General features: G+C 67.8%; 23 protein-coding genes, 1 tRNA gene and 1 pseudogene. 10 read left to right on the top strand and 15 right to left on the bottom strand.

Features of this window, described 5'->3' with window-relative positions; translation table 11 throughout:
* Position 1 precedes the first annotated feature (1 nt).
* The 3 genes from ACIQ1T_RS05265 to ACIQ1T_RS05255 all read right to left on the bottom strand — a co-directional run bounded on the left by ACIQ1T_RS05265 (position 2) and on the right by ACIQ1T_RS05255 (position 4963).
* Positions 2–790, bottom strand: coding sequence for an alpha/beta fold hydrolase (locus tag ACIQ1T_RS05265; protein ID WP_395943484.1), 789 nt, complete (start codon positions 788–790; stop codon positions 2–4).
* 631 nt (positions 791–1421) lie between these two features.
* Entirely contained in the window at positions 1422–2144 is a 723-nt protein-coding gene (locus ACIQ1T_RS05260; protein WP_395943483.1) for a hypothetical protein, read from the bottom strand.
* Positions 2145–2341: 197 nt separating this feature from the next.
* Positions 2342–4963, bottom strand: coding sequence for a TonB-dependent receptor (locus tag ACIQ1T_RS05255; RefSeq protein ID WP_395943482.1), 2622 nt, complete (start codon positions 4961–4963; stop codon positions 2342–2344).
* 152 nt (positions 4964–5115) lie between these two features.
* On the opposite strand from ACIQ1T_RS05255, the gene ACIQ1T_RS05250 reads away from it, so the two are divergent.
* Both ACIQ1T_RS05250 and ACIQ1T_RS05245 read left to right on the top strand, forming a co-directional pair.
* Complete coding sequence (locus ACIQ1T_RS05250; RefSeq protein ID WP_395943481.1) at positions 5116–5760, top strand: glutathione S-transferase family protein; 645 nt, start codon at positions 5116–5118, stop codon at positions 5758–5760.
* A gap of 78 nt (positions 5761–5838) precedes the next feature.
* Positions 5839–6927 carry an ABC transporter ATP-binding protein gene (locus tag ACIQ1T_RS05245; protein ID WP_395943480.1) on the top strand — a complete coding sequence of 363 codons (1089 nt, stop codon included), beginning with the start codon at positions 5839–5841 and terminating at the stop codon, positions 6925–6927.
* Here the strand turns inward: ACIQ1T_RS05245 and ACIQ1T_RS05240 are convergent.
* A complete protein-coding gene (locus ACIQ1T_RS05240; RefSeq protein WP_395943479.1) occupies positions 6924–7280 on the bottom strand; it encodes a phage holin family protein in 357 nt (118 codons plus the stop codon). The two genes, ACIQ1T_RS05245 and ACIQ1T_RS05240, sit on opposite strands and share 4 nt — an antisense overlap.
* A gap of 122 nt (positions 7281–7402) precedes the next feature.
* Here ACIQ1T_RS05240 and ACIQ1T_RS05235 point away from each other — a divergent pair, with 122 nt between their 5' ends.
* From ACIQ1T_RS05235 to ACIQ1T_RS05225, 3 genes are all read left to right on the top strand, one after another.
* Positions 7403–7840, top strand: coding sequence for an HIT family protein (locus tag ACIQ1T_RS05235; protein ID WP_395943478.1), 438 nt, complete (start codon positions 7403–7405; stop codon positions 7838–7840).
* 80 nt (positions 7841–7920) lie between these two features.
* Positions 7921–7996, top strand: a tRNA-Thr gene (locus ACIQ1T_RS05230).
* 23 nt (positions 7997–8019) lie between these two features.
* Positions 8020–8646: a TetR/AcrR family transcriptional regulator gene (locus ACIQ1T_RS05225; protein ID WP_395943477.1), complete on the top strand. Its 627-nt coding sequence runs from the start codon at positions 8020–8022 to the stop codon at positions 8644–8646.
* Here the strand turns inward: ACIQ1T_RS05225 and ACIQ1T_RS05220 are convergent.
* From ACIQ1T_RS05220 to ACIQ1T_RS05210, 3 genes are read right to left on the bottom strand one after another with little or no spacing between them, the layout of a single operon-like run.
* The gene (locus ACIQ1T_RS05220) at positions 8643–9395 is read right to left on the bottom strand and encodes a prepilin peptidase (protein WP_395943476.1); all 753 of its coding nucleotides are present in this window, start codon (positions 9393–9395) and stop codon (positions 8643–8645) included. The genes ACIQ1T_RS05225 and ACIQ1T_RS05220 overlap by 4 nt on opposite strands.
* 33 nt (positions 9396–9428) lie before the next feature.
* Positions 9429–11297, bottom strand: coding sequence for a ferrous iron transporter B (locus ACIQ1T_RS05215; protein WP_395943475.1), 1869 nt, complete (start codon positions 11295–11297; stop codon positions 9429–9431).
* Positions 11297–11578 (bottom strand): ferrous iron transport protein A, encoded by a 282-nt coding sequence (locus ACIQ1T_RS05210; RefSeq protein ID WP_395943474.1) that lies wholly within the window; start codon positions 11576–11578, stop codon positions 11297–11299. The genes ACIQ1T_RS05215 and ACIQ1T_RS05210 overlap by 1 nt, the downstream gene beginning before the upstream one ends.
* Positions 11579–11733: 155 nt before the next feature.
* Here ACIQ1T_RS05210 and ACIQ1T_RS05205 point away from each other — a divergent pair, with 155 nt between their 5' ends.
* Entirely contained in the window at positions 11734–12249 is a 516-nt protein-coding gene (locus ACIQ1T_RS05205; protein ID WP_395943473.1) for a c-type cytochrome, read from the top strand.
* Between the two features lie 4 nt (positions 12250–12253).
* Here ACIQ1T_RS05205 and ACIQ1T_RS05200 read toward each other — a convergent pair whose 3' ends face one another.
* From ACIQ1T_RS05200 to ACIQ1T_RS05185, 4 genes are all read right to left on the bottom strand, one after another.
* Entirely contained in the window at positions 12254–15460 is a 3207-nt protein-coding gene (locus tag ACIQ1T_RS05200; protein ID WP_395943794.1) for an efflux RND transporter permease subunit, read from the bottom strand.
* Entirely contained in the window at positions 15460–16560 is a 1101-nt protein-coding gene (locus tag ACIQ1T_RS05195; protein ID WP_395943472.1) for an efflux RND transporter periplasmic adaptor subunit, read from the bottom strand. The genes ACIQ1T_RS05200 and ACIQ1T_RS05195 overlap by 1 nt, the downstream gene beginning before the upstream one ends.
* 109 nt (positions 16561–16669) lie before the next feature.
* On the bottom strand, positions 16670–17491 hold the full coding sequence (locus tag ACIQ1T_RS05190) for a hypothetical protein (RefSeq protein WP_395943471.1): 822 nt from the start codon (positions 17489–17491) through the stop codon (positions 16670–16672).
* Complete coding sequence (locus tag ACIQ1T_RS05185) at positions 17437–18201, bottom strand: class II aldolase/adducin family protein (protein WP_395943470.1); 765 nt, start codon at positions 18199–18201, stop codon at positions 17437–17439. The genes ACIQ1T_RS05190 and ACIQ1T_RS05185 overlap by 55 nt, the downstream gene beginning before the upstream one ends.
* Positions 18202–18390: 189 nt before the next feature.
* Here ACIQ1T_RS05185 and ACIQ1T_RS05180 point away from each other — a divergent pair, with 189 nt between their 5' ends.
* From ACIQ1T_RS05180 to ACIQ1T_RS05170, 3 genes are all read left to right on the top strand, one after another.
* Positions 18391–19527 (top strand): DUF2336 domain-containing protein, encoded by a 1137-nt coding sequence (locus tag ACIQ1T_RS05180; RefSeq protein WP_395943469.1) that lies wholly within the window; start codon positions 18391–18393, stop codon positions 19525–19527.
* A 32-nt stretch (positions 19528–19559) separates the two neighbouring features.
* Entirely contained in the window at positions 19560–20339 is a 780-nt protein-coding gene (locus tag ACIQ1T_RS05175) for an NAD kinase (RefSeq protein WP_395943468.1), read from the top strand.
* 70 nt (positions 20340–20409) lie between these two features.
* Positions 20410–20886 (top strand): Hpt domain-containing protein, encoded by a 477-nt coding sequence (locus ACIQ1T_RS05170; RefSeq protein ID WP_395943467.1) that lies wholly within the window; start codon positions 20410–20412, stop codon positions 20884–20886.
* A 76-nt stretch (positions 20887–20962) separates the two neighbouring features.
* Here the strand turns inward: ACIQ1T_RS05170 and ACIQ1T_RS05165 are convergent, their stop codons facing one another.
* Positions 20963–22105, bottom strand: a complete 1143-nt coding sequence (locus ACIQ1T_RS05165) for a DUF2336 domain-containing protein (RefSeq protein ID WP_395943466.1) — start codon at positions 22103–22105, stop codon at positions 20963–20965.
* An 88-nt stretch (positions 22106–22193) separates the two neighbouring features.
* Positions 22194–22991 (bottom strand): transglycosylase SLT domain-containing protein, encoded by a 798-nt coding sequence (locus ACIQ1T_RS05160; RefSeq protein ID WP_395943465.1) that lies wholly within the window; start codon positions 22989–22991, stop codon positions 22194–22196.
* 188 nt (positions 22992–23179) lie between these two features.
* On the opposite strand from ACIQ1T_RS05160, the gene ACIQ1T_RS05155 reads away from it, so the two are divergent.
* The gene (locus ACIQ1T_RS05155) at positions 23180–23917 is read left to right on the top strand and encodes a TonB family protein (RefSeq protein ID WP_395943464.1); all 738 of its coding nucleotides are present in this window, start codon (positions 23180–23182) and stop codon (positions 23915–23917) included.
* On the opposite strand, the gene ACIQ1T_RS05150 is transcribed toward ACIQ1T_RS05155, so the two are convergent.
* Both ACIQ1T_RS05150 and tuf read right to left on the bottom strand, forming a co-directional pair.
* A complete protein-coding gene (locus ACIQ1T_RS05150) occupies positions 23914–24924 on the bottom strand; it encodes an NAD(P)/FAD-dependent oxidoreductase (RefSeq protein ID WP_395943463.1) in 1011 nt (336 codons plus the stop codon). The genes ACIQ1T_RS05155 and ACIQ1T_RS05150 overlap by 4 nt on opposite strands.
* A 182-nt stretch (positions 24925–25106) precedes the next feature.
* Positions 25107–25330: pseudogene (tuf, locus tag ACIQ1T_RS05145) on the bottom strand (elongation factor Tu); the annotation flags it as partial.

The raw sequence follows: 25330 nt of genomic DNA, 5'->3' as shown, positions 1-25330 counted from the left end.
GTCAGACAACGGCCTGTATCGCGGAAATCACCTCGGCAGGCGCGCTGAGGTTGGGGCAGTGTCCAGTGGCCTCCAGCTTGACGAGCGTGCTGCCCAGGATGTGCGTCTGCACATATTGGCCCACCGCGTCTGGCGCGATGATGTCGTCGCTGCATTGAAGGATGAGCGTCGGCGTGGTGACCATGGCAAGGTCGGCGCGGTTGTCCGATGTGAATGTCACCCGCGCGAACGCCTTGGCGATGCCCAGGTCGGCGCGACAGAAGCTGGCCGTCAGCTCCTCACCCAATTCGGGCCTGTCCGCATTGCCCATGATGGCGGGCGCCATCGCCTGCGACCAAGCCATCGGATTTTCGCTGAGGAAGGTCAGCAACTCATCGATCTGCGCTTCTCCAAAGCCGCCGACATAGTCGCCGTCGTCTATGTATCGCGGCGACGGACCGACAAGGATCAATCGCGAGAACAGCGCGGGCGCCCGGATCGACGCGAGTACGCCGATCATTGCGCTCACCGAGTGACCGACGAAGATCACTTCGGTCAAGCCGAGCTCATGAAGGATCTCGATCAGATCCTCCGCATAGCCCGAAAGGTCCGCATATTTGGACACGTCATAGGCGGCGAGGTCAGACCCGCCCGCGCCCACCTGGTCGAACAGGACGACCTTGAAGTCCTGCTCGAACGCCGGAGCCACGTAGCGCCACATGCTCTGATCGCAGCCGAAACCGTGCGCGAACACCATGGGGCGATGACCGTCGCCGGAAACCTTGACGTTATTTCGTTGAACCACCGACATCGGGCGCTCCAGGCTCTCCCGTTGCTTGGCTCCCACAGGCTAAGCCATCATAGCTGTTCCAGCAATATCAGGGCCATAGACCGACCAGGTCCGCCTCAACCCATCCCTGGCGTTCGTGGCGTCGGATTTGGGCGGCTGCGACGATCGCGCCTGCCTCGCCCCCAATTTCGACGAAAAACGGCTGTTTTTTCAAAGCCCTGAGAGTCTAAAATCGTGATCGACCTGACGCACGTCCGACCGGCCCTATAATCCCTGCCGGTCTTTGAAAACGTGAACCCGGTCGCGACTGCGCTCTTTTGCACCGCGCACCCTTCTCGACGGCGCAAATGCAATTTCCCGGCTCTCGATTCCGGACGTTTCGGACATTTCGGACATTTCGGACACTTTATTTCCGTCCTCTCCCCGTCCCGTAATCCTCGCCCTTGCGGCGAGGATCCAGACTCCCGGCGTCTCCGCAGGACGTCCGACCGTCGAACACCGGGCGCAATGGGCCCAGGGACGAGCCGCAGGGGATGACGGGAAGACGCAGCGCGTCACACGTCCCGCCCCGATTTCGGACGTTTCGGACAGTTCGGACACTTTTTTCGACGCTCCGACCGCGCAGACCTGCGAAAGCCCGCCCGGGATCAGGTCAGGCCATCACCCCGGCCAGCAGACCGATCCCCGTCACCAGCCACGACCCGACCATCATCAGGACGCTGACGGCGATCTGCAGCACCAGCCCCTTGCCCAGCCCCGGCAGGACGCCGCGATACCAGCGGCCCCGCCCCATCCGCAGGAAGACCGCCACGCCCAGGACGAACAGCAGCAGACTGCCGATCGCCGCGACCGGTCCAGCGCCGTAGATGAACCAGAAGGCCGGCAGCATCGGCACGGTCCAGGCGTTCAGATAGGCGAAGGCGGCGCGGAAGCCGCGACGCCAGCCCAGGTCCTCGGCGTCCCACCAGCGCAGGAACGGCAGGACCGCCAGGGCGTAGAGGGGCGCCAGGATCGGCACGGTGACGAAACTCATCCAGCCGTCGGCGTCGGCCATGAAGGCGTCGCGCGACTTGCCCGACTGTTCGATCAGCGGGTTGACGATCTCCGCCAGCCCCGCCTGGGCCAGAACCCCGTCCATGCCGCCGCGCAGGAAGACGACCAGCATCAGTATGGCGTTCAGCGCCAGATACAGCCTCAGCGGCTTGGCGTAGATCCCGCCGCCGGTCGGCCCCTCGATCATCCAGGCCTGAAGCACCAGACGCGGGCGGATCAGCAGGTCGCGTGCGGTGCGGACCTCGGCGCCGCCGAAGCCCAGGGCGTCCTCGGACAGATCCTTGAACGCCTGTTTGCGCGTCGTCTCGCCTTCGGTGCTCATGGATGCTCCCCCTCCAGAGCCTGATCCGTTGAGGAGGAACCGCTTCGCGGTTCCACTGAAACGGTGAATCAGGCTCCAGCATTATCCGAGAGCATGATTCACGCTTCAGCCGGAACCGCGCAGCGGTTCCGTCCGAAACGATCATGCTCTTGGAGGATGCATACACCGCCCGGTTGCCCGCGCAAGCGACCTCGACGTCAGAACCGCTTGGTCAGGCCGACACTAAAGACCCGGCCGCGCGGATCGGCGACGACGGGGTCATAGCCCAGGGCGAACTGGGCCAGGGGCGGAGCCTTGTCGAAGACATTGACCACGCCCAAGGCCAAGTCGAGATCGGCGCCGATGGTCCGGCTGTAGAGCAGGTCCGCCGTCGTCTGGCTGGCGATGGTCGCATCGGTGATGCCGCTGCGGTCGTTGCGATAGGCGTCGGTATAGTGGACCAGGGCGGTCAGGGCGTGTGCGCCGCCGCTCCAGCCCAGGGCGAACTCGCCGCGATTGCGCGGCAGGGACCGGCCGATATTGCTCAGATTGGTCGAGCCGACGCCCGAGACCTGGGCCGCCGCGTCGTTCAGACGGATGTCGTAGCTGTCGACATAGGTCCAGGTCGCCGAGGCCGTAGCCCGGCCGCCCCACAGGTCTCGGCCGTAGCGGGCCGACAGGTCGATCCCTTGCGTCTCGATGGACGAGGCGTTGATGAAATAGAGCTGGACGAAGGTCAGGGCGCCGCTGCTCGACCGGGTGATGCGGCCCTGCGCCTCGGTGCCGGTCAGGCCCGCCGCCGTATCGGCCGTGGCCTGGTCGATGATTGCCTGGGCCGATTCCTTGACCACCTGATCCGTATAGTCGAAGCGCCAGGCGTCGAGACCCAGCTCCAGTCCTTCGACCGGCCGCCACAGGGCACCGAGGCTGAGGCTCTCCGACTTCTCGGGCTTCAGGTCGGCGTCACCCGAGGTCAGGGTGTTGACGAAGACGAAGGCGCCCCGATCGAACACCGACGGCTGCGACGCCTGGGCGCCGGACTGGGCGTAGACGGACGGGGCGCGGAAGCCCTGGCCCCACGAGCCCCTCAGCGCAAAGGCGTCGGTCACGTCCCAGCGGATCGCGGCCTTGGGGCTGAACCGCCCCTCCCCGTCATAGGATTCGTAGCGGCCGGCCAGTTGCGCCTCGATCCGGTCGCCCAGATGAATCCGGGCCTCGGCGAAGGCGGCCAGCGCCTGCTGGTCGCCCTCGAAATCGGGGGAATAGCCGGCGGTCAGCAGGTCGCCCGCATTGACCAGATCGCTCCAGTCGTGACGGAAGCTGCTGCGGCGATACTGGGCGCCGAGGGCCAGATCGACCGAGCCGCCGCTCCAGGCGAAGGCCTGACCGCTGGTCGAGGCCTCGGCCGTGACCAGGCTGGAGGCGCCGCGCAGCCCGGTATAGCCGATCAGGCTGTCGACCAGTTCGGCGCTGTTGGCCGTGCCGGTGCCGAGGTATGCGCTGCCGAACGGGTTGAAATACTGGCAGGCGCCGACGCCGGGCGTGCCCGTGGCGGCGTCGCAGCCCGCGCCGCCCAAGCCGTTCAGGGCGTTCTGCAGGGCGCTGCCGATCACGTCGGGTTTGTCGTATTCGACGTGCTGGCGGCTGGCGGTCGCAGCCAGGGTCCAGGTCCAGCCGTTGGCGAAGTCGCCGTCCAGGCCGGCGGCGAGCCGCCAGGTCTCATAGTCGAACTCGGCGGCCGAGGCGCCCGCCTCCGCGCCCAGTAGTCGGCCGCGGAACAGCACGTCTTCGCCGAACGGATTGTCGGGGTGCGAGCCCGGCACGGTCAGGGACTGGGCCAGGATCGGCAGGGACGGCGTCTGGCGCGCGCGGGTCCAGGTCGATGAATAGGCCGCCTGAAGCGACAGGGTCATGTCGCCGACCGGGCGGCGATAATCGGCGAACAGTTGGGTCCGCGTCTCCTCCGGCGTCAGGTCGAAGAAGTCGGAATAGTCGAGGCGGCAGAAGGCGTCGGCCGAGCTGTTGCGATAGGCGCTATCGAAGGCCGGGTTGTCGCAGTCCGGGTCCGGCGCATAGGCGCCCGTGCTGGGGCGATAATAGGAGCCCGGCTGGCCATAGGAGGTCACGGCGGTCCAGGCGGCGCGGCCGTAGCGTTCGGCCTGGGTGAAGTCGCGCTCGTCCGAGCCCAGGGCCGAACGATGGAAATGCGAGGCCGCCAGGGTCAGGTCGCCGCCCAGCAGTTCGAACCCGCCGATGGCCTCGATCACGCTCTCTTCCGAGCCGTTGGCGACGGCGTATTTGGCGCTGACCTCGGGCCGGTCCACGCCGTGGCGGGTGATGAAATTGACCACGCCCGCGACTGCGTCCGAGCCATAGACGGCCGAGGCGCCGTCCTTGACCACCTCGACCCGCTGAAGCGCGATCATCGGCACGAGCGAGTTGATGTCGACGAAGGCCGAGCCGTCCGTGGCGACCACCGCGCTGGTGGTCCAGCGCTGACCGTCGACCAGGACCAGGGTCGAACCGAGGCCGAGATTGCGCAGGTTGAATTGGGCCGTGCCCGAGCTCTGGGGCTGATTCAGCTGATCGACCTGGGCCTCCGAGCCCGAGTTGGCGGCGACCAGGCGCACCAGTTGCGAGGCGTCGGCGATCCCGGCGGCGGCGATGGTCTCGCGCCCGACCGTCTCGACCGGGGCGACCCGGTCCCCGCCCGCGATCCGCGAGCCGGTGACGACGATGTCGTCCACCTGGGACTGGGTCTGGGTCTGGGCTTGGGCCGCGGCGGCCGCCGCCAGCCAGACGAACGACGCCGTCGCCATCAGGATTGAACGCTTGGCCATCTGGATACTCCCCCGCGATTGACGGCGGGCTTCTAGCCAGCGTCGCCGTTTTGCGAAAGCTGAATTTTGCAACTTTGCAAATTAGGTCGCGATTGACAGGGCGGCGTCGCGGATCGACGCCTAGGCAAAACAACCAGACTGGAGGACGTCCGATGAAGCTCTACGCCCACCCCTTCTCCTCCTATTGCCAGAAGGCGCTGACGGCCCTGTACGAGACGGAGACGGCCTTCGAATATCGGCATCTGGAAGAGCCCGGCGTGATGGCCGAACTGACGGCCCTGTGGCCGATGAAACGGTTCCCGATCCTGACCGACGGCGAGACCGTCGTGCTGGAAGCGACCGGGATCGTCGAATATGTCGATGCACGGCACGGTCAGAGCCGGCTGATCCCGAAAGACCCGCTGGCCGCCGTCGAGGTGCGGATGATGGACCGGGTGTTCGACAACTACATCAACACGCCGCAGCAGAGGTTCGTCTTCGACATCCTGCGCCCCGAGGCGGACCGCGATCCCTATGGCGTCGAGGAGGCGCGGCGGATGCTGGACACCGCCTACGCCTGGCTGGACCAACGGCTGGCGGGCAAGGAATGGGCGACCGAGCACGGCTTCACCCTGGCCGACTGTGCGGCGGCGCCGGCCCTGTTCTACGCCGACTGGACCCATGCGATTCCCGAACGGTTCGAGGCCCTGCACGCCTATCGCGCCCGGCTGCTGGCCCGGCCGTCCTTCGCCCGCTGCGTCGAGGATGCGCGCCGGTATCGCCACTATTTCCCGCTGGGCGCGCCCGACCGCGACTGAGGCGACACGCGCCATTGATCCGCCGATGTAACCGGTTACGGTGCGCGCAAAATAAAGTCGCTTAGGGAAACAGGAAGCATGGCTGACGTCCGTCTGGTCGACGTGAAGAAGGCGTTCGGCGCCGTCGAGGTGCTGAAGGGCGTCGATCTGGAGATCGCCGACGGCGAGTTCGTGGTCTTCGTCGGCCCGTCCGGCTGCGGCAAGTCCACCCTGTTGCGCACCATCGCCGGTCTGGAAGAGGCGACGACGGGCGAAGTCTCGATCGGCGGGCGGGTGGTCAACGACCTGTCGCCGTCGGACCGGGGCATCGCCATGGTGTTCCAGTCCTATGCGCTGTACCCGCACATGACGGCCTACGAGAACATGGCCTTCGGTCTGAAACTGGCCAAGACGGACAAGGCCGAGATCGACCGCCGCGTTCGAGCGGCCGCCGAGGCCCTGAGCATCACCGACTATCTGGACCGCAAGCCCAAGGCCATGTCGGGCGGCCAGCGCCAGCGCGTCGCCATCGGCCGCGCCATCGTGCGCGAGCCCGAGGTCTTCCTGTTCGACGAGCCCCTGTCCAACCTGGACGCGGCCCTGCGGGTGCGGATGCGCTACGAGTTCGCGCGCCTGCACGGCGAGCTGAAGACGACGATGATCTACGTCACCCACGATCAGGTCGAGGCCATGACCCTGGCCGACCGGATCGTGGTGCTGAACGGCGGCCGGATCGAACAGGTCGGGGCGCCGATGGAGCTCTACGAGCGCCCGGCCAATCTGTTCGTCGCCGGCTTCATCGGCAGTCCGAAGATGAACCTGCTGGCGGTCGAGGTGGTCGAGGCCTCGGCGACCGGCGCGACGGTTCGGACGGCGAACGGCGAGACCCTGAAGGCGGCGGTGGACGCCTCGAACGCCAGACCGGGCGACCGGGCGACCCTGGGGATCCGGCCCGAACACCTGTCCCTGACCGGCGAGGGCGAGCCGATTCAGGCCGAGGTGATGTTCGTCGAGACCCTGGGCGCAGCCGTCATGGCCCACCTGAGACATCCGGCCTCAACCGAGACCCTGACGGTCCAGGCCGCCGGGGACGTGAGGGTGCAGACGGGCCAGAGCCTGGCCCTGCGCGTCCCCCCGACCCAGGCCCATCTGTTCGACGCGGAAGGCCGCGCCTTTTCCAGACTTTAGGCGCGCTTCTCGCCGTCGCCTATGAAGGCGCCGGCGATCCAGCTGACGACGCCGGTGACGATGGCCGCCCCGATCCCCGCCCACAGGCCGTTCACCGCGAACCCGTCCAGGAACATGGCGGTCAGACCGATCATGGCGGCGTTCACCACCAGCAGAAACAGGCCCAGGGTGACAACGGTGATGGGGAAGGTCAGGACCACCATGATCGGCCGCACGATCGCATTGACCAGCCCCAGGATGATCGCGGCCGCGACCAGGGAGCCGTTGCTGGTGAAATCGACCCCCGGCACGACCTGGGCCGACAGCCACAGGCCGATCATGGTGACCACGGCCTGAATGATGAAACGGATCATGTCGTCCTCTGAAAAGGTCTCTGGGGCGTCGTAAGCGTCACCATAACGCAGCCGATCGCCGAAGGCTCCCCCTCGCCCCTTTCGGCTGCTAATCCAGCAAAGCCACGACACGGAGACCGACCATGAGCCTGCACGGCGCCTATGACACCGACAACATCTTCGCGAAGATCCTGCGCGGCGAAATCCCTTCGGTGAAGGTGTGGGAGGACGACCACGTCCTGGCCTTCATGGATGTCTTCCCCCAATCGGAAGGCCATGTTCTGATCATCGCCAAACAGTCCCAGGCCCGGAACCTGCTGGAGGTCGAGCCCGAGATCCTGGCCCATATGACCGCCGCCCTGCAGCGCACGGCCCGCGCCGTAGAGACGGCGTTGAAGCCCGATGGGCTCGCCGTCATGCAGTTCAACGGCGAGGCTGGCGGCCAGACCGTCTTCCACCTGCATTTTCACATCATTCCGCGCTGGGCCGACCGTCCGATGAAGGGACACGGCCATGCGCCGATGGCCGAGGCCGCGACCTTGAAGCCACTGGCCGAACGAATCGCGGCGGAACTGACCTGATTCCGGGGCCTTGGCGGTCGGATCGATCTTGCACCCGCGTCGATCCGTCCGCATAAGGCGCGCTTGCCCTCGGGGGCGAGGCCGGTTTAGCTCAGTTGGTAGAGCGCCAGTTTTGTAAACTGGATGTCGCGGGTTCGATTCCTGCAACCGGCACCACTTCTTTTCCGATTCTCGAGGACATGGCCGACAAGACCAACAAGTTGGGGCACAAGATAGGGGCGCGCGGCGGACGCACGCGCCAGGCGATCCTCGACGCGACCCGGCAGTTGTTGAACGAGCGGCACTACGGCGAGATCCGCGTCGCCGACCTGGCGTCGGCGGCGGGCGTGTCTCCCTCGAATTTCTACACCTATTTCAAGACGGTCGGGGAACCGGTCCTGGCCCTGTGCGAGGCCGCCGCGGCCGACTTCCAGGGCCTGGCCGCCCATTTCCAGGCCGACTGGCCCGGCGACAAGGCCTTCGCCATAGGCCGCGCCTTCATCCTCGACGTTATGGCCATCTGGCGCAATCACGGCCAGGTCCTGCGAGTGGAGCATATGCTGGCCGACAACGGCGAGGCCGCCTTTGTCGAGAGCCGGGTGCGCCGGCTGCGCCGCCTGCACCTGGCCATCGAGCGCCGCGTGGCCCAGGCCCATTCCACGGGCCTGCACCCCAAGGACTACAATCCCCGCCTGGCCTCGTACCAGATCGCCTCGATCGCCGAATCGACCGCCGCCAGCTTCGACCTGCTGCGCCGCGCCGACACGCCAGAAGCCATTCTGGACACTGCGGCCATCATCATCGTCAAGCTGACGACGGGACGTTAGAACCCCAACGGGCCGTACAGCCAGGTCAGCCAGGTCCCGACGGCCAGGAAGACGCCGAACGGCAACTTCTCCGTGGCGCTGACCGAACGACGCACCACCAGCATGCCGAACACCAGGCTGAGGCCTGCGGCCGAGGCCCACAGCAATACGCTGGGCAGGCCGATCCAGCCGACCCAGGCGCCCGCCCCTGCGAACAGGAAGGGATCGCCGCCGCCCAGGCCGTCACGTTTGCGCACCGCCTTGTAGAGCCAGCCGATCAGCCACAGGCCGCCGAACCCGACCGCTGCCCCGATCAGATGGTTCAACGCCACATTCCAACCGAGCGTCGCCGCCGCAATCAGGCCGGTAGCGGCCAGCGGCCAGGTCAGGATGTCGGGCAGCCAGAAATTCTCGGCGTCAACGATAGCGATCAGCAGCAGCTGCCAACCCAGGACGGCGGTCAAGCCGACCATCAGCCAGGACGCGCCGCTGAAACCCGCCCACACCCCGACCAGGGCGCCGCCGATCTCGATCATCGGATAACGGCGCGAGATCGGCGTCTCGCACCGGGCGCAACGGCCGCGCAGAGCCAGCCAACTGAACAGGGGAACCAGTTCCCACGCCCGCAACGGCTTCTCGCAGCCCATACAGCGCGACCGACCGGCGACCACGCCCTCGTCGCGCGGCAGACGCACGCTGACCGCCGCCAGGAAACTGCCGATGATCAGGCCCAGAAGGCCCATGACGGCGGCGGCGATCGCAGGGGTCATGCAGGCGTCCGGTCGTTCAACAACCGTTCCCGCTTAGCCGCCTCCGAGCGCAACCGCCACATGATAGGTCACAAAGGACGCCAGATAGGCCAGACCGAACATGTAGCCGATCATGATCCAGGTCCATTTCAGCGAGTTGGTCTCGCGCCTCACCACGCCCAGGGTCGCCACGCACTGGGGCGCGAAGATGTACCAGGCCAGGAAGGACAGGGCCGTGGCCAGCGACCACTGCGCCGACAGGGTCGAGGCCAGCAGGCCCGTCGCGTTCTCGGCGTCGGCGATGGCGTAGGTGGTGCCCAGGGCGGCCACCGCCACCTCGCGCGCCGCCATGCCGGGGATTAGGGCGATGACCATCTGCCAGTTGAAGCCGATGGGGGCGAAGATCGGCTCCAGCGCCCGACCGATCATGCCGGCGAACGAATAGTCTATGTCCGGCAGGGTCGCGTTCTCGGGCGGATAGGGGAAGGTGGCCAGCACCCACAGGATGATCACCAGCGGCAGGATGATCCGACCGGCCCGGTTCAGGAAGATCCTGGCCCGGAGCCACAGGTTGAAGCCGACGCTCTTCAGGTCCGGAACCTTGTAGGTCGGCAGTTCCATCATGAAGGGCTCGACCGCGCCGCGCCAGAAGACCTTGCGGATCAGCAGCGACACGATCAGGGCGCTGACGATGCCGGCCGCATAGAGGCCGAACATGACCAGACCCTGCAGATTGGCGAAGCCCCACACCGTCTCGTTGGGAATGAAGGCGGCGATGATCAGCGTATAGACCGGAATCCGCGCCGAGCAGGTCATCAGGGGGGCGACCAGGATGGTGGTCATACGGTCGCGCTTGGAATCGATCACCCGCGCCGCCATCACCCCGGGAATGGCGCAAGCGAAGCTGGACAGCAAGGGAATGAAGGCCCGACCGTGCAGCCCCGCCCCACCCATGATCTTGTCCATCAGGAAGGCCGCCCGGGCCATGTAGCCGAAGTCTTCCAGGGCGATGATGAACAGGAACAGGATCAGGATCTGCGGCAGGAAGACCAGGACGCTGCCCACGCCCGAGATGACGCCATCGACGATCAGGCTCTGCAACAGGCCGTCCGGGATCACCGAGGCGACCAGGCCGCCGATCCAGCCGATGCCGCCCTCGATCCCGTCCATCAGGGGCGCGGCCCAGCTGAACACCGCCTGGAACATGACGAACAGGATGGCCATCAGGATGAGCATGCCGCCGGCCGGATGCAGCAGCACGGAATCGATCCGGCCCGTCAGGGTGTCCGGCCGCTCGGGCGGACGCACGCAGGCCTTCATGATCCGCTCGGCCTCACGGGCGGCGGTGCGCAATTCGGCGGCGTCGGGACTACGCCACTGATTCTCCTGGGTGGCGGCGACGTCGACCTGAGCCTCCACGGCGGCGACCAGATCGTCGATCCCGCGCTTGCGGGTGGCGACCGTGGTGATGATCGGCACGCCCAGTTCGGCGCCCAGTTTCTCCAGGTCGATGCGCAGGCCCTGGCGCTGGGCAATGTCGTACATGTTCAGCGCCAGCACCATGGGCCGGCCAACGGCCTTCAGCTCCAGGATCAGGCGCAGGACCAGACGCAGGTTGGTGGCGTCGGCGACACAGACCACCACGTCCGGCGGCGTCTCTCCGGCCAGACGGCCCAGGACGGCGTCGCGCGTGACTTCCTCGTCCGGGCTGCGGGCGCGCAGCGAATAGGTGCCGGGCAGGTCCAGCACCGACATGGTCCGGCCGGAGACGGCGCGGATCAGCCCCTCCTTCCGCTCCACCGTGACGCCGGCGTAGTTGGCGACCTTCTGGTGAGCGCCGGTCAGGGCGTTGAACAGGGCGGTCTTGCCGCTGTTGGGATTGCCGACCAGGGCGACGCGGGCGGTCTTCAGGGCGACGTCCATCAGCCGGCCTCCGGCCGGGCGTCGTCCAGCCTGATCGTCAGACTGGCGGCCTCGTGGCGACGCAGGGCCACCCGCATGTCGTCCACCTTCATGGCTATGGGATCGCGGCCGAACAGGCCCTCATGCAGCAGTTCGACCTGGGCGCCTTCGACGAAGCCCAGTTCCAGCAGGCGGCGTTCCAGCTCGACCGCCTCCCCCTGGTGATGACAATGGGCGCCCACCTGGACGATGACGCCGCGATCGCCGCGTCGGGCCTGGCTCAGCTTTATGGTGTCGGTCAATTCTACGCTCGCACGGGCGGACGTCGCCCCCCGGCGGCTCCGCGTTTCATTGACAGTGATTATCAGGCGCGAGCCCCCTACGTCCAGCAGGACAGCTTGACCAATTGCCGCGTGCGGCGATTGGGTTATGGACGCCGCAAACTCGGAGCCGCCCCATGACCCGCATCGCCGTCGCCGCCCCTCTTCTGCTGGCGCTCGCCGCCTGTGGCCAGGATCCGAACACGGCGTCCGACGCCCCGGCGGCCCCAGCAAAGCCGGCGCGCGTCCTGTCCGATGCCGAAAAGGCCGGTCTGCTGGCGTCCCTGCCCGCCCCTTACAACGCCGGCGACCTGGACAACGGCCGCCGCGCCTTCGCCCGCTGCCGCTCGTGCCACACCATAGGCGAAGGCGGGCCGGACATGGCTGGGCCGAATCTTTACGGCGTGTTCGGGCGCAAGGCGGGGGATCGACCGCGCTACAACTACTCCAACGCCATGCGCACGGCGACCTTCACCTGGGACGCCGAGAAGCTGGACCACTGGTTGCAGAACCCGCGCACCTTCCTGCCCGGCAACAAGATGACCTTCCCTGGCCTGCCCGACGCCACGGACCGCCGCGACGTCATCGCCTTCCTGAAGGTGGAGACGGGCTACACGCCGGAAACCGAGGCCCCGACGCCGCCCGCCTCCTGATCCGTCAGTCCTCGGGGATCGGCTTCTCGCCGCCGTCGCGCAGTTCCTGGGCCTCCCACTCCTCGATCTTGCGGGCGGTCCATTCCGGCGACTTGGTGAAGCGCGCCAGGACGCCGTAGATCACAGGCACCACAAACAGGGTCAGCACCGTGGCGAAGATTGCGCCGGTGAAGATCACCACCCCGATGGTCTGGCGGCTGCCCGCCCCTGCCCCGTGCCACAACACCAGAGGCAGGGCGCCGAAGGCGGTGGCGATCGAGGTCATGATGATCGGCCGCAGGCGCAGCGACGAGGATTCCACTATGGCCTCGCGGATCGATCGGCCCTGGTCGCGCAGCTGGTTGGCGAATTCGACGATCAGGATGCCGTTCTTCGCGGCCACCCCGATCAGGATGATCAGACCGATCTGGCTGTAGATGTTCAGGCTGGACCCCGCCATCAGCAGGCCGAACAGGCCGCCCGCCGCCGCAAGAGGCACCGTCAGCATGATCACCGCCGGGGTGATCCAGCTCTCGAACTGAGCGGCCAGCACCAGGAAGACCAGCAACAGGGCCAGGCCGAAGGCCGCCAGCACCGCGCCGCCGGCCTCCTGCTGGTCGCGCGCCGCGCCGCCCCACTGGGTGACCACCCCGCCCTGGGGCTGTTTGGCGGCCTCGGCGGACAGGAACTGCACCGCATCGTCGATGGTCATGCCGGGGTTCAGGTCGGCCTGCAGCGAGATCGCGCGTTGCCGATCCAGGCGACGCCGGTCCGGCGTGTCGCCCGTGGTCTTGGTGGTGACGACCGCCGACAGAGGCACCAGCTGACCAGCGCCGGTGGCGACATACAGGGCCTCCAGATCCGCGACCTCGCGACGGTTGTCGCGATCGGTCTGCAGGATGACGTCATATTCCTGCCCGCCCTTGATATAGGTGGTGGCGGTGCGCGATCCGAACATGGTCTCCAGGGTCCGGCCGATCGACTGGGACGAGACGCCCAGAGCCGCCGCCTTCTGCGGATCCACATCGACCAGCAGGCGCGGCGAATTGGGTTCGTAGTTCAGGCGTGGACGCGAGAAGCCCGGATTGGCCTGCGCCGCCGTCAGCAGGGGCTGCAGCCAGTTGTAGATCTGCTGGTAGTCCGTGCCGGTGGCGATCAGCTCGACCGAGTTGGAATTGCCGCCGCCGCGTTGGAAGGCGCCCGGCGTCGAGGCGTTGACCTGGGCGTCGGTCTGGCCGCGCAGCTTGCCGTTCAGTTCCTGGGCGATCTCGGCGGCCGAACGGTCACGCAAGGACCAGTCGGCCAGATTCAGGACGCCGTTGCCGGAGTTGAAACTGCCGCCGCCGAATCCGGGCGACGAGATCAGATAGGAGGCGGCCTCGCCGCTGGCCTTGTACTCGGCCAGGACCGGCTCCAGTCCCATCATGATCTTGCGGGTATAGTCGAAGCCGGCGCCCTCCGGACCGGCCACGCGGACCTGGACACGCCCGCGGTCCTCGTCCGGCACCAGCTCATTGGGCAGGACCAGGAAGATGCCCCCCGCGCCCGCCGCCACCAGGGCGATCAGGGCGCCGACGCCGAAGACGGCGATGCGCCGCCCCAGCAGCATGTCCAGCGACCGGGCGTAGGAGTTCTTCAACCGGTCCATAGCCCAGTCGACCCGCCGCGCGACCCAGCCGCCGCCGTGAGCGGGCTTCAGGATCTTGGACGCCAGCATCGGCGACAGACTCAGGGCCAGGAAGGCGGAGAAGGCCACGGCCGCCGCGATGGCCGCCGCCAGTTCGACGAACAGCCGCCCCACATAGCCGGGCAGGAACAGCAAGGGCGCGAACACCGACAGCAACACGATGGTGGTGGCCACGACGGCGAAGAAAACCTGACGCGCGCCGCGTTCGGCGGCGACCAGCGGCGGCTCGCCATGGTCCAGACGGCGCTGGATGTTCTCGACCACCACGATGGCGTCGTCGACGACCAGGCCGATGGCCAGAACCAGGGCCAGCAGGGTCAGCAGGTTCAGCGAGAAGCCCAGGGGGGCCAGGACGATGAAGGTCGCCAGCAGACAGATGGGCGCCACGATGGACGGGATCAGCGCCGCCCGCAGACTGCCCAGGAAGATGAAGTTGACCAAGGCGACCAGGGCCATGGAAATGCCGATGGTGATCCAGACCTCGTCGATGGCGTGCGAGGTGAAAACCGAATTGTCAGAGCCGATCTCCAGCGTCACGCCGGGCGGAAGGCTGGGACGTATCTCGTCGATCATCTTGTGGACGCCGTCCGAGATGGCCAGATCGTTCGACTGGGCCTGACGGGTCACGGCCAGACCGATCTGGTCCATGCTGTTGCCGCGGAACAGGCGACGGTCCTCTTCCGGCGCCTCCTCGACGCGGGCGATGTCGCCCAGTCGGGTCACATAGGTCGGCTGCCCCTGGATGATGGCCGCCGAGCCGCTGCCCGAGCCCGTGGCGACCGCTGCGGAGGCCGAGGCCGAACCGCGCGTCCCGATGGGCAGCTGACGGAAGTCCTCGGGTCGCGCATAGGTGCGGGCCACGCGGACGGTATAGTCCTTGTCCGTCGATTCCAGAGAACCGGCCGGCAGTTCGACGTTCTGGTTGTTCAGGGCGGTCTCGACGTCGGTGACGGTCAGCCCACGCGCGGCCAGGGCCGAAGAATCCAGCCAGATGCGCATCGAGTAGCGCTGCTCGCCATAGATGTTGACCTGGGCCACGCCGGGCACGGTCGCCATCCGGTCGACCAGATAGCGGTCGGCGTAGTCGGTCAGCTGCAGCCGGTTCATGCTGTTGGAGCGCAGGAAGACGATGATGATCGGCTGGCTGTCGGAGTCGGCCTTGGCCACTTCCGGCGGATCGGCCTGGTCCGGCAGCCGCCCGACCACGCGGCTGACGCGATCGCGCACGTCATTGGCGGCGTCGTCGATGTTGCGATCCAGCGAGAACTCGATGTTGACGTTCGACCGACCGTCGCGGCTGGTCGAATTGATCCGCTCGACACCCTGGATGCCGGCGATCTGCTGTTCGATCGGCTCGGTGATCCGGCTTTCGATGACCTCGGCGGACGCCCCTGCATAGGTGGTGTTCACCGACACGATCGGAGGGTCGACATCCGGCAGTTCGCGCACAGGCAGGAAGAAGAAGGCGGCGGCGCCGATCACGCACAGGACGATGGCGGCGACGGCCGCGAAGACCGGGCGCCGGACCGAGACATCGGACAGCATCATTTGGCGGCAGCCTGCTGGCGCTGGGCGCCTGCGACGCTGACCGGCGCGCCCGGCTGGATGCGGTTCAGGCCCGAACCGACGATACGGTCGCCCGTCTCGACCCCTGACAAGATTTCCACGAACCCGTTCTCGACGGCCCCGGTGACGACCTCGACCCGCTGGGCGGTCGAGCCCTCGGCGCCGGCGGCTATGCGATAGACGAAGGCGCCCGCGCCTTCGTACTGGACTGCAGCCTCGGGCGCGGCCGGCGCCTGGCGCTGCCCCTGCTGAACCGCGACGCGCAACAGCATGCCGGGGCGGATACGGCCGCCCGGATTGGGGAACTCGGCCCGAGCCGTGGCGGCGCGGGTGGTCTCGTTGACGCGGGTGTCGATCAGGGCGATGCGCCCCTGGAACGGTGCATCGCCATAGGCGTCGGCCGTCGCCGTGATCGGCGCCCCCGCCCGCAGCACATTCAGGTACCGCTCCGGCAGGGGGAAGTCGACGCGAATGGTCGAGGTGTCATCCAGGGTCGCGATCACTGCGCCTGGATTGATCAGGGTGCCGGGCGTCACCGTGGTCAGACCCAGGGTGCCGGCGAAGGGCGCACGGATGACCCGGTCGCCGCGACGCGCCTGCGCCGCCTCCAGCGAGGCCCGCGCCGTCTCCAGCGCCGTTTCCGACTGTTCCAGCAGAACCTGAGGCGCCACGCCCCGATCGGCCAGCGCCTTGTAGCGATCATATTCCCGCTGCGCCTGGCTGACGTTGGCGCGGGCCTCGATGATGGCGGCGTCCTCTTCGCGCGCCTGCAATTCGACCAGGGGCGCGCCGGCGGAAACCATCTGGCCGTCGGCGAACAGCACGCGGGTGATCAGTTCCGTCGTCGACGAGGTGATGTTGACCGAGCGCTGGCCGCGCGCCACGCCCAGGACGCGGATCTGGTCGGAAAACTGGTGCTGGGACACGATCGCCTGCGATACCTCCTGCCCGCCGCGACGCCCCGCGCCCGGCGCGCCGACGACCTTGTCCTCGGCGAAGGCGATCTTCAGCACCGCAGCAAGGACCATCAGCCCCAGCAGAACGGCTGCGGCGACAAGGAAAAAGTGGCGTTTGATCACGCGGAGTCTCTCGAATTGGGGACGCCGCACGCAATAACGGCTTAAGGCCCGCGCGCAACATTACGTATTAGTAACGCGGCATATGACGGTTTCCGTCGCGGAAATCGCGTCAAAATCGACGCCAGATCGCCAGTATCGGGCCGCGGGCTATGGGCGTTTCGCGTCCCGCGACCGTTTGTCGCCATCCTGCCTGAAGGCTCCAGCCGCCGAAATCCCGCACCACCGAGGTCTCCAGCGACAGCCAGCGCGCGCCCCCGTCCGCCGCGCCGCCGAAGGCCTGGCCGAGCAGCAGCCATTCGCCGCCGACCCGTCCTCCGACCGTGGCGTCGACACGGGTCTCGTTCGGCAGAACGTCGCGGACGCGCCTTGCGGCCTGCAACTCTACAAATGAACGGTCCACGCCCCAGCGCGCGCCCAACGACCGGCCGGCGGAGATGCGGGCTTCCCAATCATGCTCGCCCTCGCCAGGCGCGGCATAGCCGGCGTTGCGCCCCTCGCCAGCCCGCGAATAGCCGCCGTACAGGCTGACGGCGTTGCGGTCGTCGCGCCAGACCTGCCAGGTCACGCCCACCTCGACCGGGCCCCGTCCGCGATAGTCGACAAAGGCGTCCTCTCCGTCCTGCCAGTCGGCCTTCAACTGCAGGGTCAGCCGATCCGTCATTCCGTATTCGGCGAACAGGCCCAGGGCGGAATCCCGCCGTGCGGCCGGCAAGGGTCGTTCCTCGCCGGAAGGATCCAGTCCTGTGTCGGCGCGCATCTCCTCATACTTGACGATCGCCTGCCCCTGCCCCTTGGGCTGGGTCCAGGCGCCGGCGCAGGCGCCCCCTGCCTGGCCGACGATCAGGGTCGCCAGGGCCAGGACGGCCCCGGCGGACGTCAGGCGTCGTAGCCCGGCGACTTCCGATCCAGCTGACGCAGCGCGCCCGGCCAAGCCAAAGATGAGATGAAGCCGATGCCCCGGCCCTGTTCCTTGGTCTCGGACTGGGCTTCGTCCGGCGCGATCAGCACATGTTCGCGCCCGCCCGACAGGGCGGCCACCTGCTGCGCGCAGGCCCTCTCCAGGAAGAATATCCCGATCCATGCCTGCGCCGCCGTTTCCCCGACCGCCAGCGTGCCGTGATTTCTCAGCAGCATGAGCGGTTTGTCCCCCAGGTCGGCCACCAGACGTTCGCGTTCGTCATGGTTCAGGGCCAACCCCTCATACCCATGATACGCAACCTGATGCTGCAGTAAACACGCGTTCTGGCTGATCGGCAGCAATCCGTGCTGCTGGGCGGCGACACCCACGCCGTTCACCGTATGCAGGTGAATGACGAACTTCGCATCGTCCCGTGCGGCATGCACGGCCGAATGGATGGTGAAGCCGGCCGGATTGATGAAACTGGTCGTTTCCTGGACGACATTGCCCTCCAGATCGACCTTCACCAGCGAAGAGGCGGTGATCTCGTCGAAATAGAAGCCGTAGGGATTGATCAGGAAATGATGTTCGGGCCCCGGCACGCGGGCCGAAATATGGGTGAAGATCATGTCGTCCCACCCGTTCAGCGCCACCAGCCGATAAAGGGCGGCCAGTTCGACGCGCACCTGCCATTCGGCGTCGGACACGCGGGATTTCAATGCGGGGCTGGCTCCGTCGGCCATGGGTTCCTCCTGCCTATGCACAGCCTCTGATGGGCTTTCCCTGACCGTCCTCCCGGCTCATCGTCCCGTCAAGCGTCCAGATTGCAGACGGTCCCCACGTTAACCGACGCGCTTCAGACTTCATTAACCGCGTCTTCATGACCCGGGTTGCACAGTCACGCTGACCCAATCGCCCGCTCGGGAGCCGCCGTGTCCGCTGTTGTTCAACTGAGGACGTCGACCCAAGTCCGGGGCGACCGCGCCCCAGCCCCCGACCTGATCGATCTTGCCCGCAGCAAGACGCCGGACGACCGCCAGCGCCTGCTGATGGGCGTCATCGCCCTTTGCGAGGCCGCGCCGCCGGCCACCGCCCTGGCCCCGGCGCTCAGCGAGATCTTCCTGACCTTGGCCGCCCAGGCCGAACGCGAGATCCGCCAGCAGTTGTCCGAACGCCTCGCCGGCGTCGACTGGGCGCCGCCCGCCCTGATCAACATGCTGGCCCTGGACGAAATCGAGATCGCCGCTCCGGTGATCGCCGCCAGCCCCCTGCTGCAGGACGCCGCCCTGCTCCGCGTTCTGGTCGAAACTACGCTGGAGCATCAGATCGCGGTCGCCCGCCGCCCTCATCTGTCCGGCGGCGTCGTCGACGCCATACTGGATCGCGCCGAGCCGATCGCCATGACCGCCCTGGCGTCCAATCGCACCGCCGACATCAGCGAGACGGCGATGAACCGGCTGGTCGAACATTCACGCCGCATCGCCGGGCTGCGCGCGCCCCTGACCCGCCACCCGCGCCTCAGCGAGACCTTGGCCCAGGAATTGTATCAATGGGTCGGCCAGGCGCTGCGCCAGTCGATCGGCGAGCGTTTCCGCATCGACGACAGGTTGCTGAACGCCGCCGTCCAGGACGCCGCCGCTTCCGCCTCGCGCAACGCCGCCTGGCGCTCCCTGCCGATCACGGGCCGCAAGACCGAGGACCGCGAACGCCAGGAGATGGAGCGCCGTCTGGTCGACAAGCTGCAATCGGCCGGTCAGCTTCGCCCCGGCATTCTGATCCGCGCCCTGCGCGAACAGCGTCTGGGCCTGTTCGAACAGGCCCTGGGTCAGTTGGGCGGCTTCACCCCGGCCCAGGTCCGCGCCGCCATTCACGCCCCGACGGCCGAACCCCTCTATCTGGCCTGCACCGCCGTGGGCGTGGACAAGGCCGTCTTCCCGTCGCTGCTGGTGGAACTGCGCAAGCTGACGACCGGCCTGCCCGCCGACGGCGGCTGGACCGCGACGCCGATGAACAGCTCCTCGGCCGCTCGCGCCTTCCGTCAGATGATGGAAAAGCCCGCGACGGTTTGACTTCGCCGTCAAGCTGAGGCTCACGTTCGCCCGTGAACCAGACCCCGTCCGATCCCGCCCTGGCTTTCGTCGCCAGCGACCGCCCCGAGGCCCAGGCCGCGCGCCAGTCGCTGATCGCCCGCTATGGCGCCGTGCCCGAGGAAGAGGCCGACGTCATCGTCGCTCTGGGCGGCGACGGGCAGATGCTGGAAACCCTGCATGGCAATATGCGGCGGCGCACGCCGGTCTACGGCATGAACCGAGGTTCGGTCGGCTTCCTGATGAACGACTATGATGAGGACGATCTGATCGGCCGCATCGTCGCCGCCGAACGCACCGTCATCCACCCCCTGCAGATGGACGCCTGGACCGAGGCCGGAGAAGTCCACACCGGCCTGGCCATCAACGAGGTCTCGCTGCTGCGCCAGACCCGCCAGAGCGCCAAGCTGAAGATCACCGTCGACGACCGGGTCCGACTGGACGAACTGTCCTGCGACGGCTGCCTGGTCGCCACCCCGGCGGGATCGACCGCCTACAACCTGTCGGCCCACGGCCCGATCATCCCGCTGGACGCCCGTATCCTGGCCCTGACGCCGATCAGCGCCTTCCGCCCGCGGCGCTGGCGCGGCGCCCTGCTGTCACACGGCGCCAAGGTGCGCTTCGACGTGCTGGAGGCCGACAAGCGCCCCGTCTCGGCCACCGCCGACAATTTCGAGGTGCGGCGCGTGGCGCGGGTCGAGGTGCGCGAACGTCGCGACGTCGCCCTGACCATGCTGTTCGACGCCGGCCGCTCGTTCGACGAACGGGTCATCGCCGAACAGTTCGCCAACTGAAGGCCGCAAACCCTATACGGCTTCTTAAGGGCGTCCCGCTAAGCTCCGCCCAAATTCTATGGAGCCCGCCATGAGCAACCCGGCGCAAGTCATTCGTCCGACCAACGGCCTTCGCATGAAGGTCGGCGGCGGCTTCGGCATCAACGCCGACGCCATCGCCAAGGCCGAAGAGGCGCTGAAGGCCATGTCGGCCCAGTTCGGCCAATGGCTGAACGACGAGATCGTCAAGTTGGACAAGGCCCAGGCCGACATCCGGGAAAAGGGCTACACGACCGAGACGGCCGAGGCCCTCTATTTCCGCGCCCACGACCTGAAGGGCCTGGGCACCACCTACGAATATCCGCTGGTGACGCGGATCGCCGGCTCTCTGTGCAAGCTGTTGGACGACGCCGCCCGACGTCTGGAGGCCCCGCTTGTCGTAGTCGACGCCCATATCGACGCCATCCGCGCCGTGGTCCGCGACCAGATCAAGACCGACGAACATCCGACCGGTCGTATCCTGGCCGAGACCCTGGAAGCCAAGGTCGCCGAGCACAAGGCGCGCTGAGGCCCCGCCCGACCTCCTGGAATGCAAAAGGCCCGCCGTCTCCGGCGGGCCTTTTTCGTGGCCGTCCGTCTTGCGATCAGGCCGCGTTGGCGGCCAGAGGCGCCGGGCGGAGCGGCGCATGATCCAGTCGCTCCATCAGATAGGCCAGGTCGTCGCGCAGCACGTTCGGCCTCTGGGTCAGGAACCGCTCCAGCATCCTCTGGCGGAAGGCTTCCCCGGCCGTGTCCACGCCCTCGGCGGACAGGGCGCGCCAGGTGTCGACCCCGGCGCGGAAGGCCTGGAACAGGCGCGGCGGCAGGCCGGCCCGATCATAGATGGCCTTAAGCCCCAGCGGACCGGCGTCATGGATCATCAGCCAGGCGCGCTGGTGCGGCGTACTGGCCAGCTCGGCCAGCCCGTGTTCGAACATCGCCATCTGACCGCGCGCCAGACCCCGCAACAACAGCGAGGCGTTCAGCGCCTTGCGCAGGTTCAGCTGGGCCATGAAGGCGCCCAGGTCGGCGCTGGATGCAGCCTGGTCCACCAGATCCACCGTCGCGCGCTCGCGCGCATATTGGGCCAGGCGGATCGCGGTCTCGGGCGCCACGGCGTGGCGGGCGACCAGGTGCTCGCGCACGGACTCGCTGGCCAGCCGGATCAGGCGTTCGGTCACCTGCAGCGGCAGGACCTGGCGATAGGCCACTGCCGCAGTCACTTCGCCCGAGTCCGGGAACCGGTCGACGACCACGCCCAGGGCGTGTTCGGACAGGTCGGCGTTGTCATTGGCGGCCAGGGTCCGCACGGCCTGTTCGCAACCCTCATCCGCCAGCACGGTCGCCACGTCGCGCGACACGCGGGGGCGGCCGGCGACGGCGACCTGGCGCACAGCCGAACCGGCGCGCACGATCTCGATCAGGTCCTCGTCGCTGAACACCGGCGAGGCGCCGAGGATCGGAAGGGCGATGCTGTCGACGTCGGCCGCCAGCTTGCGCGCCACGTCGTTGGGAATCAGGTCCGACGCCTTCAGGGTGACGGCCATGGCGCGCCGCACCAGTTCGGCCGCGTCATTGGCCAGAAGTCGAAGGATCTTCTGCGCCGCCTCGCGGTCGCGTTCGTCCAGCTCAGCCCGATCCATGTTGCGGCACAGCTTGTGGGCGGCGTCGGCGCGCTCGTCGTCATCCGTCGCCTTGATCAGGCGCTGGATGTCCACTTCTGTCAGTCGGGCGCGATAGGCGGTCATGGACGGCTCGTCAGGGAATCGGGCGTGTCCGACACGATGAGCCTGCCATGCTTAACGTCGGGTTTACCATCGCGCCGGCGCGACGGTTTCAGGTCGATTCCTTGCCGGTCGGCGAAAAGGCGCCGCCGAACCCGCCGCCGCCCGACCCGTCCTGCCCCAGCAGCAGGGCCAGCAGACCCTGGTCCTGCTTCAAACGGTCCATCCGCGCCGCCAGCATCTGGTCGCGATCGCTCAGGTCCTGGACGGGCAGGCGCGCGTCGCCCACCCCGGCCGCCGGCGCGCCCTCGCCCGCCGTGCGCTGCAGATTGGCGTGGACCTCGGCCACCGTCGCTGCGCGACCGTTCCGATAGAAGATGCTGCGATTGGCCCGCGCCGCGTCGGGGAACAGGGCTGCGGCGCTGCCGTTCGGATTGCGGTCCATGGCGTTCATCAGGTTCGCCGCGCCGGCCGGCCCCAGGAAGTGGGCGGCGTACAGGTCCCCTGCCCCGGGCTCCTTGCCGGTGCGCCCGCGCAGATAGGCGGCGTTCGACGCCGTCAGTTCCGCCGCCATGGTCGAGGCCGCTTGCGGATCGAACCTCAGGTCCAGCACGACGTTGCGCGCCGATCCGTCAACCCGCCAGCGCCCGTCCGACCCGCGATGAATCAGGTCGGCGTACTGGCCATAGCCATGCTGGGATCCATGCTGCTTGACCGTCGACAGCCAGGTCTGTTCGATGAACTGGAACAGGCCCGCCGCCGATGAGGTGGGCGCCTTGGCCGAGGGATTCATCGCGCTCTCGCGCCGCGCCGTCTTGATCAGGAAGTCGTAGTCGACGCCCACGGCGCTAGAGGCGCGCCGGATGGCCGCCTCTACCCCGCCTGCTGATGGAATCGCTCTGATGCCCATGACAAGCGGAGGGTCGCCGAACGTGGTTAATCAACCCTTAATCGTTAACGACGCCGTTAACCGCCACGCTAGTCGGGGTTAACGGCGACCTTGATCGCAGGCTGAAACCTCGCCGTAAAGCCGCCACAACCTGAGCGCTCACTTTCTGTTACGGGCGCTGCGGGGGCGGTGAACGAGGGAGTGCAGTCATGATGATCCGTGCCGCCGGGGGCCCCGGCGCTATCAACCCCATCGACTTCGGGGAACGCAAGAAGCCCTTGCCGCGCTGGATGTGGGCGGCCATCGGCCTGTCCGTCCTGGCTCACGTCGGGGCCGGTGTGGTGCTCTACAATCAGCGCTTCCAGCTGGCGGCGTCGGAGGGGACGACCGTCATCGAGGATCCAATAGATGTTCTGGTCTTCGAGCGGCCAAAACCGAAACCTCTTCCTCAAAAGGAAGCGGCCGCCCCGCCAACGCCGATCCATGACCCAATTCTCAAGGCCCCGCCGACGGTCGAGACCGTGGCCCTGACGCCGCCGGACAAGACGGCCGAGACGGCGCCGCCCGGCCAGATCGTCGTCAGCACAGCCCCGACCGGCGTCGAGGGCGGCACGGCCACGACGGAAACCCCGCCGGTCCGGGCAGTCTCGGTCATCAACAATCCGACCTGGGCCAGCCGTCCTTCAGCCGCGCAGATGGCGCGCGCCTATCCGAACCGCGCGGCCGAGAACGGCGTGTCCGGTGCGGCCAGCCTGTCCTGCACGGTGCGGATCGACGGCGGCCTGACCGCCTGCCGCGTCGCCGGCGAGACGCCGAACGGCCAGGGCTTCGGTCGAGCAGCCATGGGCCTGGCCAAGGACTTCCGCATGAACCCGCGCACCGTCGACGGCCGCCCGGTCGACGGGGCGACGGTCAACTTCACCGTCCGCTTCGCCATGGCGGACTAGAAGCGCCGTGGATCGAGGGCGCGGGCGTTCGGCGACGGCGTCCGCCCCTCGATCGCATCGGCGACCACGGCGCCGACCAGCGGCCCCAGCAGCCAGCCGTTGCGACGCGGAGCCAGGGCGAGGAACAGCCCACGCCCGTCCGGGGCCCGCCCGGCCAAGGGCAGACCGTCGGCCGAAGCGCCGCGGACGCCCGCCCGCCATTCGATCTCCAGCGGCTTGGCCTCGCGCCCCAACACCCGCCATGCCGCCTCGACCAGGCGGTCGCCGACGGCCGCGTCCGGCGCGGTGTCGCGCCGTCCCGGCTCCATCGTCGCCCCGATCACGGCTCCACCGGTCATCGGCGCCACATAGGCACCCGGCCCGCGCACCACGTGAGGCGTCAGCTCGCGCGCCACGACGCCGATCTGGCCCCGGATGGGTTGGATGTCTGCGATAAGCCGCCTTGTCGCCTCGGGCGCCCCCTCGACCGGCCCGGCCGCCCCGGTCGCCAGCACGACCGCCGACGCCTCCAGCACGCCGCCGTCCAGGTCGACGCACCAGCCGCCGGCGCTGACCGCCAGCCCCGTCACCCGCGCCGACACGACCGCCTCGCCCAGCGCATTTCGCAGGGCCGCCAAGGCCTGTTCCGGCTCGATCTGATAATCCTCTTCGGTGATCACCCGGTCTCCGTCGCGCCGGGCCTGGAAGCCCAGGGCCTCAAGCCGGGCCGCGATGGCCTTCGCGTCGCCGCCGCGCCATTCCGCCGGACGACGCGCCAGGGCCACGCCGGACGCCGTGGCGAAGGCCGGCCACAGGTCCCGACCGGCGCGGAACAGGGCGGCCTTGTCGGACGAGACGTCGTCGATCGCGGCCTCCATGGCGGGCGCCACCATGCCCGCCGCCACACGCGAGGCGTTGGCTTCGCCGGGATCGACCACGGTCACGGCATGGCCGCGCTGTCTCAGCTCGAACGCCGCACAAAGGCCCAGCACGCCGGCGCCCACGATCACGAGGGTTGGGGAAGACATCACGGCCTCCAGATCGACCTCCGCCGTCCGGAATGCAAGCCGGACAAACCGGACCTTTCGTCCTACCGCCAAATGCAAAACGGCCCCCGGATCGCTCCGGGGGCCGCTCTGTTAGGCTACTGTGTCTCTCGGCCTGGGCGCGCCTCGTGGAGGCTCGCCACTTGAGGCCGGTTGATCCTCGATTACTCGATGATCTTGGCGACGACGCCGGCGCCGACGGTGCGGCCGCCTTCACGGATGGCGAAGCGCAGGCCCTGGTCCATGGCGATCGGCGTGATCAGTTCGACGCTCAACTCGGCGTTGTCGCCGGGCATGATCATCTCGACGCCTTCCTTCAGGTGGACGATGCCGGTCACGTCCGTCGTGCGGAAGTAGAACTGCGGACGATAGTTGGTGAAGAACGGGG

The sequence above is a fragment of the Brevundimonas sp. genome, from assembly GCF_044336875.1.
Taxonomy (GTDB): Bacteria; Pseudomonadota; Alphaproteobacteria; order Caulobacterales; family Caulobacteraceae; genus Brevundimonas.
The sequence above is the reverse complement of the archived record's forward strand: the minus strand, read 5'-3'. Positions and strand labels throughout refer to the sequence as shown.